14 protein-coding genes are annotated in these 12,208 nt (G+C 72.7%); 6 read left to right on the forward strand and 8 right to left on the reverse strand.

Going from position 1 to position 12,208, the window contains the following annotated elements; genetic code table 11:
• The first annotated feature begins 176 nt into the window (after positions 1-176).
• The 5 genes from EST92_RS27225 to EST92_RS27245 all read left to right on the forward strand — a co-directional run bounded on the left by EST92_RS27225 (position 177) and on the right by EST92_RS27245 (position 5,214).
• Positions 177-1,205 carry a DEDDh family exonuclease gene (locus tag EST92_RS27225; protein ID WP_254069046.1) on the forward strand — a complete coding sequence of 343 codons (1,029 nt, stop codon included), beginning with the start codon at positions 177-179 and terminating at the stop codon, positions 1,203-1,205.
• Between the two features lie 63 nt (positions 1,206-1,268).
• Entirely contained in the window at positions 1,269-1,502 is a 234-nt protein-coding gene (locus EST92_RS27230) for a hypothetical protein (protein ID WP_006606380.1), read from the forward strand.
• Between the two features lie 213 nt (positions 1,503-1,715).
• On the forward strand, positions 1,716-2,615 hold the full coding sequence (locus EST92_RS27235) for an SURF1 family protein (protein WP_129283410.1): 900 nt from the start codon (positions 1,716-1,718) through the stop codon (positions 2,613-2,615).
• Between the two features lie 54 nt (positions 2,616-2,669).
• Entirely contained in the window at positions 2,670-4,454 is a 1,785-nt protein-coding gene (locus EST92_RS27240; RefSeq protein ID WP_129283411.1) for a glycoside hydrolase family 15 protein, read from the forward strand.
• A gap of 4 nt (positions 4,455-4,458) precedes the next feature.
• Entirely contained in the window at positions 4,459-5,214 is a 756-nt protein-coding gene (locus EST92_RS27245; protein WP_129283412.1) for an SDR family oxidoreductase, read from the forward strand.
• 47 nt (positions 5,215-5,261) lie between these two features.
• Here the strand turns inward: EST92_RS27245 and amaP are convergent, their stop codons facing one another.
• From amaP to EST92_RS27270, 5 genes are read right to left on the reverse strand one after another with little or no spacing between them, the layout of a single operon-like run.
• Positions 5,262-5,867, reverse strand: coding sequence for an alkaline shock response membrane anchor protein AmaP (amaP, locus tag EST92_RS27250; protein WP_174244151.1), 606 nt, complete (start codon positions 5,865-5,867; stop codon positions 5,262-5,264).
• A 7-nt stretch (positions 5,868-5,874) separates the two neighbouring features.
• A complete protein-coding gene (locus EST92_RS27255) occupies positions 5,875-6,537 on the reverse strand; it encodes a DUF6286 domain-containing protein (protein ID WP_129283413.1) in 663 nt (220 codons plus the stop codon).
• Entirely contained in the window at positions 6,534-6,917 is a 384-nt protein-coding gene (locus EST92_RS27260) for an Asp23/Gls24 family envelope stress response protein (RefSeq protein WP_129283414.1), read from the reverse strand. Before EST92_RS27260 ends, EST92_RS27255 begins: the two co-directional genes overlap by 4 nt.
• A gap of 6 nt (positions 6,918-6,923) precedes the next feature.
• Entirely contained in the window at positions 6,924-7,121 is a 198-nt protein-coding gene (locus tag EST92_RS27265; RefSeq protein WP_129250516.1) for a hypothetical protein, read from the reverse strand.
• Positions 7,122-7,157: 36 nt separating this feature from the next.
• On the reverse strand, positions 7,158-7,616 hold the full coding sequence (locus EST92_RS27270) for an Asp23/Gls24 family envelope stress response protein (RefSeq protein WP_129283415.1): 459 nt from the start codon (positions 7,614-7,616) through the stop codon (positions 7,158-7,160).
• Between the two features lie 222 nt (positions 7,617-7,838).
• Between EST92_RS27270 and EST92_RS27275 the strand changes: the two genes are divergently transcribed.
• Positions 7,839-8,567 (forward strand): hypothetical protein, encoded by a 729-nt coding sequence (locus EST92_RS27275; RefSeq protein WP_129283416.1) that lies wholly within the window; start codon positions 7,839-7,841, stop codon positions 8,565-8,567.
• Between the two features lie 53 nt (positions 8,568-8,620).
• Here the strand turns inward: EST92_RS27275 and EST92_RS27280 are convergent, their stop codons facing one another.
• From EST92_RS27280 to EST92_RS27290, 3 genes are all read right to left on the reverse strand, one after another.
• Positions 8,621-9,400: an enoyl-CoA hydratase/isomerase family protein gene (locus EST92_RS27280; RefSeq protein WP_129283417.1), complete on the reverse strand. Its 780-nt coding sequence runs from the start codon at positions 9,398-9,400 to the stop codon at positions 8,621-8,623.
• A gap of 113 nt (positions 9,401-9,513) precedes the next feature.
• Positions 9,514-9,735, reverse strand: a complete 222-nt coding sequence (locus EST92_RS27285) for a helix-turn-helix domain-containing protein (RefSeq protein WP_006606369.1) — start codon at positions 9,733-9,735, stop codon at positions 9,514-9,516.
• Between the two features lie 335 nt (positions 9,736-10,070).
• The gene (locus EST92_RS27290; protein WP_129250512.1) at positions 10,071-11,669 is read right to left on the reverse strand and encodes an ABC-F family ATP-binding cassette domain-containing protein; all 1,599 of its coding nucleotides are present in this window, start codon (positions 11,667-11,669) and stop codon (positions 10,071-10,073) included.
• Positions 11,670-12,208 lie beyond the last annotated feature (539 nt).

The following is a 12,208-nucleotide window of genomic DNA, read 5'->3' on the forward strand; positions in this document are numbered from 1 at the left end:
CCCCACCCCTCCTCGTCCCCCCGTCAACTCCCGCACCCGCCCGGGAATTGCAGAGGCCCGGACGCATGACGGGGCGTTGCGAGCGCCCCCGACGGGCGTTGTCGGCGACGCACCACGGCCGTTGCAAGCGACGGCGGTTCGGTGGCTGTCAGTGGCGGCCCGTATCCTCAGGGACCATGCTCGAAGACCGCATGGCAGCAGCCGACCCGATCGCGCCGAAGATCGGGCAGCAGCCGGGCCCGCAGACGCCGCCGGCTCCCTGGCCGACCGCGTATCCCCAGGGGTACGCGGTGGTCGACGTGGAGACCACGGGCCTGGCCCGTGACGACCGGATCATCTCCGCCGCCGTGTACCAACTCGACGCCCAGGGCGAGGTCCAGGACCACTGGTACACCCTCGTCAACCCGCAGCGGGACCCGGGACCGGTCTGGATCCACGGTCTCACCAGCGCCGTGCTCGCCGATGCCCCGCTCTTCCCGGAGATCGTCCCGGAACTCTCCAAGCGGCTGGAGGACCGGGTCCTGGTCGCCCACAACGCCATGTTCGACTGGTCGATGATCGCCCGGGAGTATGCCCGCGCCGCGGTGGCCGCGCCGGTGCGCCAGCGGCTGTGCACCATCGCCCTGTCCAAGGAATTGCAGCTGCCGCTGCCCAATCACAAGCTGGAGACGCTCGCCGCCCATTACGGCGTGGTGCAGCAGCGCGCCCACCATGCGCTGGACGACGCCCGGGTGCTGGCCGAGGCGTTCCGGCCCAGTCTGCGGCGGGCCGCGCAGGAGAATCTGCGGCTGCCGCTGCTGACCTGCCAGCCGCTGACGGAGTGGTCGGACTCCCCCGCACCCCGGCAGCACACCACCGCCTCGCCCTACCGCCCCACCTCCTGGCGGCCGTCCCGTAAGCGCCCGGCGTGCCCCTACCCCAACCCGGGCCGCTATGAGGCGGGCGGCCGGCTCGTCCAGGGGATGCGGGTCGCCTTCTCCGGCGACACCTCCGTGGACCGCGAGCTGCTGGAGGACCGGGCGATCGAGGCCGGGCTGCATGTCGCCACGAGCCTGTCCCGGCTGACCAGCCTGCTGGTGACCAACGATCCCGACGCCCGTACGTCCAAGACCGCCAAGGCCGCCTCGTACGGCACGGTCGTGATCGACGAGGCGGCCTTCATGCAGCTGCTGCAGGACGTGGTCCCGGCGCGTGCGTCCGGGTGAAGCCCGGTCAACACACCCGTCGGCACCTCGCCCCGCGCGGGCGGCGCCCGCACCCTGTGGCGCATGGCACGTTGTGAGGTCTGCGGAAACGAATACGGCATGACGTTCGAGGTGCACGCGCAGGGCGCGGTGCACGTCTTCGACTGCTTCGCCTGCGCCATCCACCGCATGGCGCCGATCTGTGAGCACTGCCGGTGCCAGATCATCGGCCAGGGCGTCGAGGCCGACCAGAAGTGGTACTGCGGTGCCCACTGCGCCCGCTCGGACGGGAGGGTGGGCATCGTCGACCGGGTCTGATCCGGCGGGTCCGCCGGACCGGCGCGCGAGAACCCGGCAGGACCTGCCGGACCGGAGCGCGAAACACCGGCAGGACCCGCCACTCGGACCACCCGGCAGGACCCGCCACCCGGAGGACCGGGCCGGACCCGCCGCCCGGAGGCCCCGGAGGACCCGGCGGCCCCGGCGGCCCCGCCGCCCGGAGGCCGGGGCGCCCCAGGTACCGTCGAAGCCGTGTACCGCTTCCTGTTGTCCCGGCAGTGGGTGATCGTCACCCTCGTGGCGCTGCTGCTGATCCCCGTCATGATCAAGCTGGGCTTCTGGCAGCTCCACCGCCATCAGCACAAGGTGGCGCAGAACCAGCTCATCGCGCGCAGTCTGGCGGCCAGGCCGGTCCCGGTCACCGAGCTGACCGCCCCCGGCCGGACCCTCCCCCGCCACGACATGTGGCGCCCGGTCACCGCCACCGGCACCTTCGACACCGCGCACGAGGTCGTGGTCCGCCAGCGCACCGCCGCCGACGAGCAGAGCATCGGCTACTACGTAGTGAGCCCGCTGGTGCTGGGCAACGGCCAGGCCGTGCTGGTCAACCGCGGCTGGATCTCGGCGGGCAACGACCTCACCAGGTTCCCGGACGTCCCGCCGGCCCCCAAGGGCAAGGTCACCGTGACCGGCCGGATGATGGCCGACGAGACCACCGCGTTCAGCGGGATCAAGGACACCAAGGGCCTGCCCCCGCGCCAGATCATGCTGATCAACAGCAAGGAGCAGGCGAAGCGGGTCGGCCGGCCGACGCTCGGCGGCTATATCGAGCAGACCGGGCCCAAGCCGGCCGGCGGCACACCGGAGCTGGTCCCCGAGCCGGACCACGACTCCATCGGCCCGCACATGGCCTATGCGATCCAGTGGTGGCTGTTCGCGGCGGCGGTGCCGGTCGGCTGGACCGTCCTCGTACGCCGTGAGCGCCGCGACCGCGCGGAGGCCGCCGCCAAGGAGGCCGCGGAGCCGCACGGGACCGGGAACGGCGAGGACCCGCCGGACCCCGAAGACCCGCAGGACGGCGAGGACCCGCACGACGCCCCGGACCCGCAGGACGGCGAGGAAGCGGCCACGGCCCCGGCCCGCCGCGGGTAGCCCGGACAGCCGCCCCACCGCGTAGCGCGGGCGCCGGGCGGGAAGGTGCGAGGCGTGCATCCACATATCGAGGACTACGCGCTCATCGGTGATCTGCAGACCGCCGCACTCGTCGGCCGCGACGGCTCCATCGACTGGCTGTGCCTGCCCCGCTTCGACTCCGGCGCCTGCTTCGCGGCGCTCCTCGGCGGCAAGGAGAACGGCCACTGGCAGGTGGCTCCCCGGTCCGCGGACGCCCGCGCACAGCGCTCCTACCGCGGCGATTCGCTGATCCTCGACACGGTGTGGGAGACCCCCACCGGCAGCGTCCGGGTCATCGACTTCATGCCGCAGCGCGACCGCGCGCCCGATGTCGTACGGATCGTGGAGGGCCTGCGCGGCAGCGTCGAGATGCGCAGCGAGCTGCGGCTGCGCTTCGACTACGGGCGGGTGGTGCCCTGGGTGCGGGCCACGGAGGGCTGCCGCTTCGCGGTCGCGGGACCGGACTCCGTATGGCTGCGCACCCCGCCGCGGAGCACCACCTACGGCAAGGACTTCAGCACCCGCTCGGACCTCACCGTCGCCGAGGGCGAGCGGGCCGCGTTCGTGCTGACCTGGCACCCCTCGCACGAGCCGCGGCCGACCCAGATCGAGCCGTACACGGCGCTCCAGGACGCCCTGGACGACTGGCACGCCTGGTCCGCGCGCTGCCGCTACGACGGGCCGTACCGCGAGGCCGTGATGCGCTCGCTGATCACCCTCAAGGCGCTCACCTACGCGCCGACCGGCGGCATCGTGGCGGCCCCCACCACCTCACTGCCCGAGGAACTGGGCGGGGTGCGCAACTGGGACTACCGCTACTGCTGGCTGCGCGACGCCAGTCTCACCCTGAACTCCCTGCTGTCCGCCGGCTATCTGGAGGAGGCCGGCGCCTGGCGGGACTGGCTGCTGCGCGCGGTGGCCGGTGCCCCCGACGATCTGCAGATCATGTACGGGCTGGCGGGTGAGCGGCGGCTGCCGGAGGCCGAGCTGCCGTGGCTGACCGGCTACTGCGACTCCGCGCCGGTCCGCATCGGCAACGCCGCGGTCGAACAGCGTCAGCTCGACGTCTACGGCGAGGTGCTGGACTCCTTCCACGTCGCGCGCAGGGCCGGGCTGCCGTCGGAGCCGCACGCCTGGAGCATCCAGCGCGCCCTGGTCGACTACCTGGAGTCCACCTGGCGCGACCCCGACGAGGGCCTGTGGGAGATCCGCGGGCCGCAGCGGCACTTCGTGCACTCCAAGGTCATGGCCTGGGTCGCAGCCGACCGGGCGGTACGGGCGATCGAGGCGAATCCGAAGTTCAGCGGGGACGCCGACCGCTGGCGGGCGATGCGCGAGGAGGTCCACCGTGAGGTGTGCGAGCACGGCTACGACGCCGAGCGCGGCACCTTCACCCAGTTCTACGGCTCGAAGGAACTGGACGCCGCGACCCTGCTGATCCCCCGGGTCGGCTTTCTGCCCGGTGACGACCCACGGGTGCTGAACACCATCGACACGGTGCGCCGGGAGCTGACGCACGACGGTCTGGTGCGCCGCTACAGCACGGAGGGCGGCTCGGTCGACGGGCTGCCGGGCGGCGAGGGCACCTTCCTGGTCTGCTCGTTCTGGCTCGCCGACGCACTGCAGCTCAGCGGCCGGCGGGACGAGGCCCGGGAGATGTTCGAGCGGCTGCTGGACCTGCGCAACGACGTGGGCCTGCTCTCCGAGGAGTACGACCCGGCCGCGGGTCGCCAGCTGGGCAACTATCCGCAGGCCTTCAGCCACATCGGTCTGGTGGGCACCGCCTTCGGCCTCCTCGACGGAGCAACGGCAGACTAGGACCATGGATCTCGGACTCTCTGACCGGACGTACCTGCTCACCGGGGCGACCCGCGGCCTCGGCTTCGCCACCGCCCGTGAACTGGTCGCCGACGGCGCCCATGTGGTGCTCACCGGCCGCACCGAGGAGAGCGCGGCCGCGGCCGCCGCCTCGCTCGGCGACCGTGCCCTGGGCGTGGCGGCCGACAACTCCGCCGCCGATGCCCCCGACCGCCTGCTGGCGGCGGCCCGTGCGCGCTTCGGCCGGCTGGACGGCGTGCTGATCAGCGTGGGCGGCCCGGCGCCCGGAACCGCCGCCGACAACACCGACGAACAGTGGCAGTCGGCCTTCGAATCGGTCTTCCTCGGCGCGGTACGGCTGGCCCGTGCGGCCGCCGCCGAGCTGCCGGCGGGCGGGGTGATCGGCTTTGTGCTGTCCGGTTCGGTGTACGAGCCGATCGGCGGCCTGACCATCTCCAACGGGCTCCGCCCCGGGCTGGCCGGCTTCGCCAAGTCGCTCGCCAACGAGCTGGGGCCGCGCGGCATCCGCGTCCTGGGGGTGCTGCCCGGCCGGATCGCCACCGACCGGATGACCCAGCTCGATGCGCTCTCCGGCGACCCGGAGGGCAGCCACGCCCGCAACTGTGCGTCCATCCCGCTGGGCCGTTACGGCACGCCGGAGGAGTTCGGCCGGACCGCGGCGTTCCTGCTGTCGCCGGCCGCTTCGTACCTCACCGGGGTGATGGTGCCGGTGGACGGCGGCGCCCGGCACGGCTTCTGACGGGGGAAAGGCGCCGCACCACGTGCCCCCCTGTCCACCCGAGGGGCCTAACTGACCCGCTCGGGCCGGTGCTTGACCGCCCGCAGCCGGACCTCGGCCGGCAGCTCGTCGAGCCCGGCCGAGTCGCGGGCGTGCGCCACCGCCTCGTGGGACAGCCGCTGCAGGACGGTGCCCGGGTCGGCGTGCGGGGCCAGCGCCAGCAGCGCTCTGACCTGCGGTGCGGTCCGTCTGCCGGCCAGCAGCACACCGGCCCCGTCGACGCCGTCCAGCGACTCCGTCTCGGCGGCGACGGCGGCCGCCAGCGCCCGGCCGCGCAGCACGGCGCCCTCGCCGTCGCCGCTGTCGACGAGGATCTCCTGCAGCCGGTGCCGCCGCAGCTGGGACAGCAGCCACCACAGCATCAGCAGCACGAAGACGGCCAGGGCCGCGATGACGACCGGCCACCACCAGCCCTCGTGGGTCCAGCGGGTGCGGGCGTGCGCGGGGAGCAGCACGTCGCCGGGCCGGGACCACGGCCAGCCGGCGGGCAGGCCGAGATGCCACTTCGCGGGCAGGTCGAGACCGCCGAACAGCACCGCGGCGCCGGTGCCGAAGAGCACCACACCGGCCAGGCCGAGCAGCACCCGGTTGGTCGTTCTGCGCATCCTGAGCATCGCGCGCTCACCCCTTCTTCGGGCGCCGGACGTGCACCGTCAGCTTCAGCCCGTGTGCCAGCCCCAGCTGCCGCAGCCCCTCGCCGAGCGAGACGTCGAGGTCGGCGCGGACCTCGTCCAGCTCGCGGAAGTGCGAGACGGCGTGCGCCCTGGCCTTGCGGCGGCCGACCTTCATCCGTACGGACTGCACGCCGGCGACCTCCATGGCCCGGTCGCGCAGCACCAGCGCGGCGGCCGACCGGTCCAGCCCGGCCCGGATGCCCGGCGCCGACCGCCGCATCGGCAGCACCTGGCGCAGCCCGGGGGTGAGGGCCAGCACGATCAGCCAGATGCCGAGGACCACGGCGAGCGCGGCGGCGCCCAGCACCCAGGGGTTGTCGAGCGGACGGGTGGCCAGGTCATGGGCGAGGCGCCGGCGCCAGGCCATCGCGGGGCGGTTCGCGCGTACCGCGGCCACGTCGTAGAGCAGCAGCCCGGCGGCGGCCAGCAGCAGCGCCGCGACCACGGCGGCCGGCACCCGGCGGGCCGACCAGAAGCGCCCGGTGCGGTCGTCCTCGTCGCTGCCCGCGGGGGCGTCGTCCGGTCCGGACCGCGGCGCCTCGTCCCCGGTGTCCGGTGTCGGCGTGGGCAGCCGCCGGGTGTCCGCCGGCCGCGCCTCGTCGTCGCTCATCGCACCCTCCCGCGGTCGGTGCGGTCCAGCTGCGGTGAGTGCAGCCGCTCGACCTCCACCGCGACCTCGGGCACCGCCATGTTCGCCAACTCCCGCACCCGCTCGGTGACATGACGGCGCACCACGCGGCTCTGCGCCCCGAGGTCGGAGGGGTAGCCCAGCTCCACGGCGATCCGTACCCGTGCCTCGCCGAAGTTCCGGCGCTCCTCGTGCCGGTGCACGGTCACCGTCGCATGGGCGTCCGTGCGGGCGCGCGGGGACTCCCGGCGCAACGCCTCCCGGGCCGCCTGCGCAGCGATCTTCGCCACCACCCGGTCCGCGATTCTGGTCGCGCCCCGCTCAGCCGCCGGTACGGCGGCGGGCGGGGACACCGTCGCCACCCGGCCTCACCGCCGCCGCTCGTCGCGGTCACCGCGGCGCGGACGGAAGAATTCGCCGGCTTCCAGATCCCCGTCGAGGAATCTGCCGACCACGAACCCGATGGCGCCCAGCGCCGCCACCAGGACAAAGGCGCCGAAACCACCGAAGAATCCGGCGAAGCCCAGCGCCATACCGGCCAAGAGGCCGGCCACGGCCATGCTCATCGTGCGCTCCTTCGCTACCGCTCCGGACGGCTCCGGCTAGTGGAGCCGCGTCTCGGCTTCCTCTTCTTCGTCCGCCTCGTCGGGGAGCTTGACATCGCTGACCGCGATATTGACCTCGACGACCTCCAGGCCCGTCATCCGCTCCACGGCGGAGATGACGTTCTCCCGCACCGACCGCGCGACATCGGCGATGGCAACGCCGTAGTCGACCACGATCTCCAGGTCCAGCGCGGTCTGCACCTCGCCGACCTCGGCCTTGACCCCGCGGGTGGCGGTCGCGGACCGCCCGCCGCCGGGCACCCGGTCACGGACGGCGCCGAGCGTACGGGCCAGGCCGCTGCCCATGGCGTGCACACCGAGGACGTCCCGGGCCGCAAGACCGGCGATCTTCTCCACGACCCCGTCGGCGATGGTGGTCCGCCCGCGGGTGGCGGGATCGCCGCCACCCCTCTTGGTGGGGGTCCTGGGTACCTCGGCCTGCTGGCTCTCGCTCATCGCCGTACTCCCTTTCCGCGGGGAGAAGCGGTCCGCCCGCTCCGTTGCCCACAGTAGATCCAGTTTGTCCGGTTCGCTTCGGGGGCTGCGGCAGCGGAGTGCTCCCTACGGCGCCGTGCGGGCCAGCACGCTGCTGTGGAGCCCGCATTGCGGCAGGCTGGGGGCGTGGTCCGGGACGTGCCCGGAAGAGGGGGCGGGACCTGCCGGGAAAGGGGTGACGCGGTGACCGCGAACCAGTGGGCACAGGCTGTGCGGACGCAACTCGGGATCGGCCGGCTGCTGCCGCTCGGCGGGCCGGCGGACGGATCGTGGATCACCGAGCAGGCCGCCGCCGGGGTTCTGCGAAGGGCCGCCGGGACGCCGCCCGGGGTGCGCCTGGGCTCGTTGCGGCTGTCGGTCGCCGACCCCGACCGCGCGCCGGAGCCCGCGGTACCTGCGCCCCCGAGCGCGCTGCCGCCGGGCCCGCTGCGGATCGAGGCGGATTTCGCCGCGGCCGGCGACCGGCCGCTGCTCACGGTCGCCGACCAGGTGCGGGCGGCCCTGCTGGAAGCCTCGGTCCGGGAGCTGGGGCTGGTGGTGGCCGTGGTGGATCTACAGATCAGCGGCCTGCTGGACACGGACGAGGCCGGGGCACCGCAGGCGCCGGCCCCCGCCCCGTCGGGCGGCCCGCCCACCGCGCCGGTGACGGACGAACGGAGCGGCGCGACGCAGGACGGAGCGGCCGGGATCGCCGCCGTGGCCCTGGGCGTCGGGGGTGTGGCCCGCCTGGCACCGGCGCTCGGTTCGTCCCGTCCGGTACGGCTCACCGAGGGGCATGCCCTGATCCAGCTGGCGACCGCCCCCGGCCACCGGGCGCTGGACGTCTCCGCCGCCGTACGACAGGCGGTGACGGCCGCGCCGCCCGCGGTGTCGACGGTCGCCGTGCTGGTCACGGCGGTGGAGCAGGGCTGAGGCGGCCGACCGGACAGCCCGGCCGGCCGCCTCCCGCGGTCCGGAACGGGGCGCTACTCCCCCACGCCCGCCAGGTCGCGCAGTCGGCGCGCCTGCGCGGCCCGCTCGGCGGTGCGCTGCTCCTCGTACGTACGGCCCGCGGCACCGGCCAGCAGGGCCTTGGTCTCGATCACGGCGTCCCGCGGCGCGGCAATGAGCGCGGCGGCCAGGTCGGCCACCGCGCCGTCGAGTTCGTCCGCGGGCACCACAAGATTGGCGAGGCCGATCCGCTCGGCCTCCTCGGCGTGCACGAAGCGCCCGGTGGCGCAGATCTCCAGCGCACGGGCGTAGCCCACCAGCCCGACCAGGGGGTGGGTACCTGTCAGGTCCGGTACGAGTCCCAGGCTGGTCTCACGCATGGCGAACTGGACGTCCGGCGCGACCACCCGCAGATCACAGGCGAGCGCGAGCTGGAAGCCCGCGCCGATGGCGTGTCCCTGCACGGCGGCGATGGACACCAGGTCATTGCGCCGCCACCAGGTGAACGCTTCCTGGTACTCGGCGATGGTGGCGTCCAGTGCACTGTCCGTGGCACGGGCAAGATCGATGAACGACGGCTCGCCGTCGAAGCCTTCGGGCGTGAACGCCTGACGGTCCAGGCCCGCGGAGAAGGACGTGCCCTCACCGCGCAGCACCACGATCCGAACGCTGCCCGGCAGCAGCGAGCCCGCTTCGGCGAGCGCCCGCCACATGGCCGGGGACTGCGCATTGCGCTTGGCCGCGTGGGCGAGGGTCACCGTGGCGACGGCATCGTCCACGGTGAGTCGCACACCGTCCTTGTCGAGCAGAGTCATCAGCGCCTCCGAGTCAGCCAGCCGCACCTGCGTGCGTAAGTGACTGAACGGTAACCTCCCGGCCGACGGCTTCGTCGGCCGGGGGGACACCGTTGCACTCAAAGGCGTGGCCGTCAGGCCGAAGCGGCCTTCTTGCCCCTCGTGGCTCCGCCACGACCGCGCAGGACCACACCGGATTCGCTGAGCATCCGATGCACGAATCCGTAGGACCGGCCGGTTTCCTCGGCCAGCGCCCGGATGCTCGCACCGGAGTCGTACTTCTTCTTCAGGTCTGCCGCGAGCTTCTCGCGCGCGGCGCCGGTTACCCGGCTGCCCTTCTTCAGAGTCTCGGCCACCCGTGCCTCCTCGTGGGAAGTGCGCTCTGGACTCTCATGATCACCCCTCCCCGGCTTCCTGGCCACCCATTCCGCAAGGTCTCTACGACATCCTTTGCCTTCGGACGCTCCGTCATCCGGCCCGGAAGTGCCGATTCCGGCTGCCCAGAAGGCCCTCCGGGCCCGGATTTCCCCGAGAAATGCCAGGTCAGGCGGCATGGGGCCAAAAAGGTGACGGCCGGGCCGCAAGGGCCCGGCCATCCGTTGCAGGCTCGCCGGTGTACGAGCCGTTCTCACTCAGATGATGGATCACACGTCGGCCGAATGATCCATACGGCATGATCCATTCGCCGCGGTCAGGCCAGCGCGACGAGATCCGCGTAGTCCTGGCCCCACAGGTCCTCGACACCGTCGGGCAGCAGAATGATCCGCTCCGGCGCCAGTGCGTCCACGGCTCCCTCGTCGTGCGTCACCAGGACCACCGCGCCCGTGAAGGTGTGCAGCGCGCCGAGGATCTCCTCGCGGCTGGCCGGGTCGAGGTTGTTGGTGGGCTCGTCGAGCAGCAGGACGTTGGCGGAGGAGACGACCAGGGTCGCCAGGGCGAGCCGGGTCTTCTCACCGCCGGAGAGCACCCCGGCGGGCTTGTCGACGTCGTCGCCGGAGAAGAGGAAGGAGCCCAGCGTCTTGCGGATGGCGACCAGGTCCATGTCCGGGGCGGCCGACCGCATGTTCTCCAGCACCGTGCGGTCCGGGTCCAGGGTCTCGTGCTCCTGGGCGTAGTAGCCGAGCTTCAGGCCGTGGCCGGGGCGGACCTCGCCGGTGTCCGGCTGCTCGACGCCAGCCAGCAGCCGCAGCAGGGTCGTCTTGCCGGCACCGTTCAGGCCCAGGATGACGACCCGGGAGCCCTTGTCGATGGCCAGATCGACATCGGTGAAGATCTCCAGCGAACCGTAGGACTTCGACAGGCCCTCGGCGGTGAGCGGGGTCTTGCCACAGGGCGCCGGGTCCGGGAAGCGCAGCTTGGCGACCTTGTCGGACTGCCGCACCTCCTCCAGCCCCGAGAGCAGCTTCTCGGCGCGCTTGGCCATGTTCTGCGCGGCGACGGTCTTGGTGGCCTTGGCCCGCATCTTGTCGGCCTGGGAGTTGAGCGCCGCGGCCTTCTTCTCGGCGTTCGCGCGCTCGCGCTTGCGGCGCTTCTCGTCGGCCTCGCGCTGCTGCTGGTAGAGCTTCCAGCCCATGTTGTAGACGTCGATCTGGGAGCGGTTGGCGTCCAGATAGAAGACCTTGTTGACGACGGTCTCGACCAGGTCGACATCGTGGGAGATCACGATGAAGCCGCCGCGGTAGGTCTTGAGGTAGTCGCGCAGCCAGACGATGGAGTCGGCGTCGAGGTGGTTGGTCGGCTCGTCGAGGAGCAGGGTGTCGGAGTCCGAGAACAGGATCCGGGCCAGCTCGACGCGGCGACGCTGACCACCGGAGAGCGTATGGAGCGGCTGGCCGAGGATACGGTCGGGCAGGCCCAGGCTGGCGGCGATGGTCGCGGCCTCCGCCTCGGCGGCGTACCCGCCCTTGGTCAGGAACTCCGTCTCCAGGCGCTCGTACTTCCGCATGGCCTTCTCGCGGGTGGCGCCCTTGCCGTTCGCCATCCGGTCCTCGTTCTCGCGCATCTTGCGCAGCACGCTGTCCAGATCGCGGGCGGACAGGATGCGGTCGCGGGCCAGCACGTCGAGGTCGCCGGTGCGCGGGTCCTGCGGCAGATAGCCGACCTGGCCACCGCGGGTGACCGAGCCGGCGGCGGGGATGCCCTCCCCGGCCAGCACCTTGGTGAGGGTGGTCTTGCCGGCGCCGTTACGGCCGACCAGGCCGATGCGGTCGCCCTTGGCGATACGGAAGGAGGCGGACTCGATGAGAACGCGGGCGCCGGCGCGCAGCTCAAGGCCGGAGGCGGTGATCACGGGAAAAGCTCCAGGGTCGGAAAAGACGGCGGATTGGACGGACGGTCCGAGAGCGAGCTGCGCCGTCTAATGAACCCAAGGGAGAACTGCCATGGGGGCAGTCTATCTGCCCCCTGCAAGTGGTTTTTTGCGCCCCACGTTGTCGGCTGGCCCGCCGTGGTGGTGTCTCGCCGTTGCGCTTTGCGGCGCCGCCGCACGTTGTCGGCTGGCCCGCCGTAATGGCTGGTCGCCGTTGCGCCTGCGGCGGGCCGGGTGGGTGTCGGGTGCGGTGACGGACCTCCGGGGCCTGTTGTGTGGACTGCTTCGCTTTACGTCCACACAACAGGCCCCTCCGGCCCGTCCCCTCCCGTGAGAGGAGTACGTCACGGTGAGTGGGGGCGGGCCACCGTTAGCCGTTTCCGTACGACCCGTAAGGCGCGCTCGACCAGCCACGTCCACCCCCACCGGCCTCTTCCCACCCCCCAACGGGAGGGGACGGGCCGGAGGGGCAGGGGTGTGGGACGTAAAGCGAAGCAGTCCCACACCCCTGCCCCGGAGGC

Origin of the sequence: Streptomyces sp. TM32, assembly GCF_004122755.1 — a bacterium.
Lineage (GTDB): Bacteria > Actinomycetota > Actinomycetes > Streptomycetales > Streptomycetaceae > Streptomyces > Streptomyces sioyaensis.

What these genes read in the sequence shown, in the direction of transcription:
- EST92_RS27225 (WP_254069046.1), top strand. Translation starts at nt 177, where the DNA reads ATGCTCGAAGACCGCATGGCAGCAGCCGACCCGATCGCGCCGAAGATC.
- EST92_RS27230 (WP_006606380.1), top strand. Translation starts at nt 1,269, where the DNA reads ATGGCACGTTGTGAGGTCTGCGGAAACGAATACGGCATGACGTTCGAG.
- EST92_RS27245 (WP_129283412.1), top strand. Translation starts at nt 4,459, where the DNA reads ATGGATCTCGGACTCTCTGACCGGACGTACCTGCTCACCGGGGCGACC.
- amaP (WP_174244151.1), bottom strand. Translation starts at nt 5,867, where the DNA reads ATGCTCAGGATGCGCAGAACGACCAACCGGGTGCTGCTCGGCCTGGCC.
- EST92_RS27255 (WP_129283413.1), bottom strand. Translation starts at nt 6,537, where the DNA reads ATGAGCGACGACGAGGCGCGGCCGGCGGACACCCGGCGGCTGCCCACG.
- EST92_RS27265 (WP_129250516.1), bottom strand. Translation starts at nt 7,121, where the DNA reads ATGAGCATGGCCGTGGCCGGCCTCTTGGCCGGTATGGCGCTGGGCTTC.
- EST92_RS27270 (WP_129283415.1), bottom strand. Translation starts at nt 7,616, where the DNA reads ATGAGCGAGAGCCAGCAGGCCGAGGTACCCAGGACCCCCACCAAGAGG.
- EST92_RS27280 (WP_129283417.1), bottom strand. Translation starts at nt 9,400, where the DNA reads ATGACTCTGCTCGACAAGGACGGTGTGCGACTCACCGTGGACGATGCC.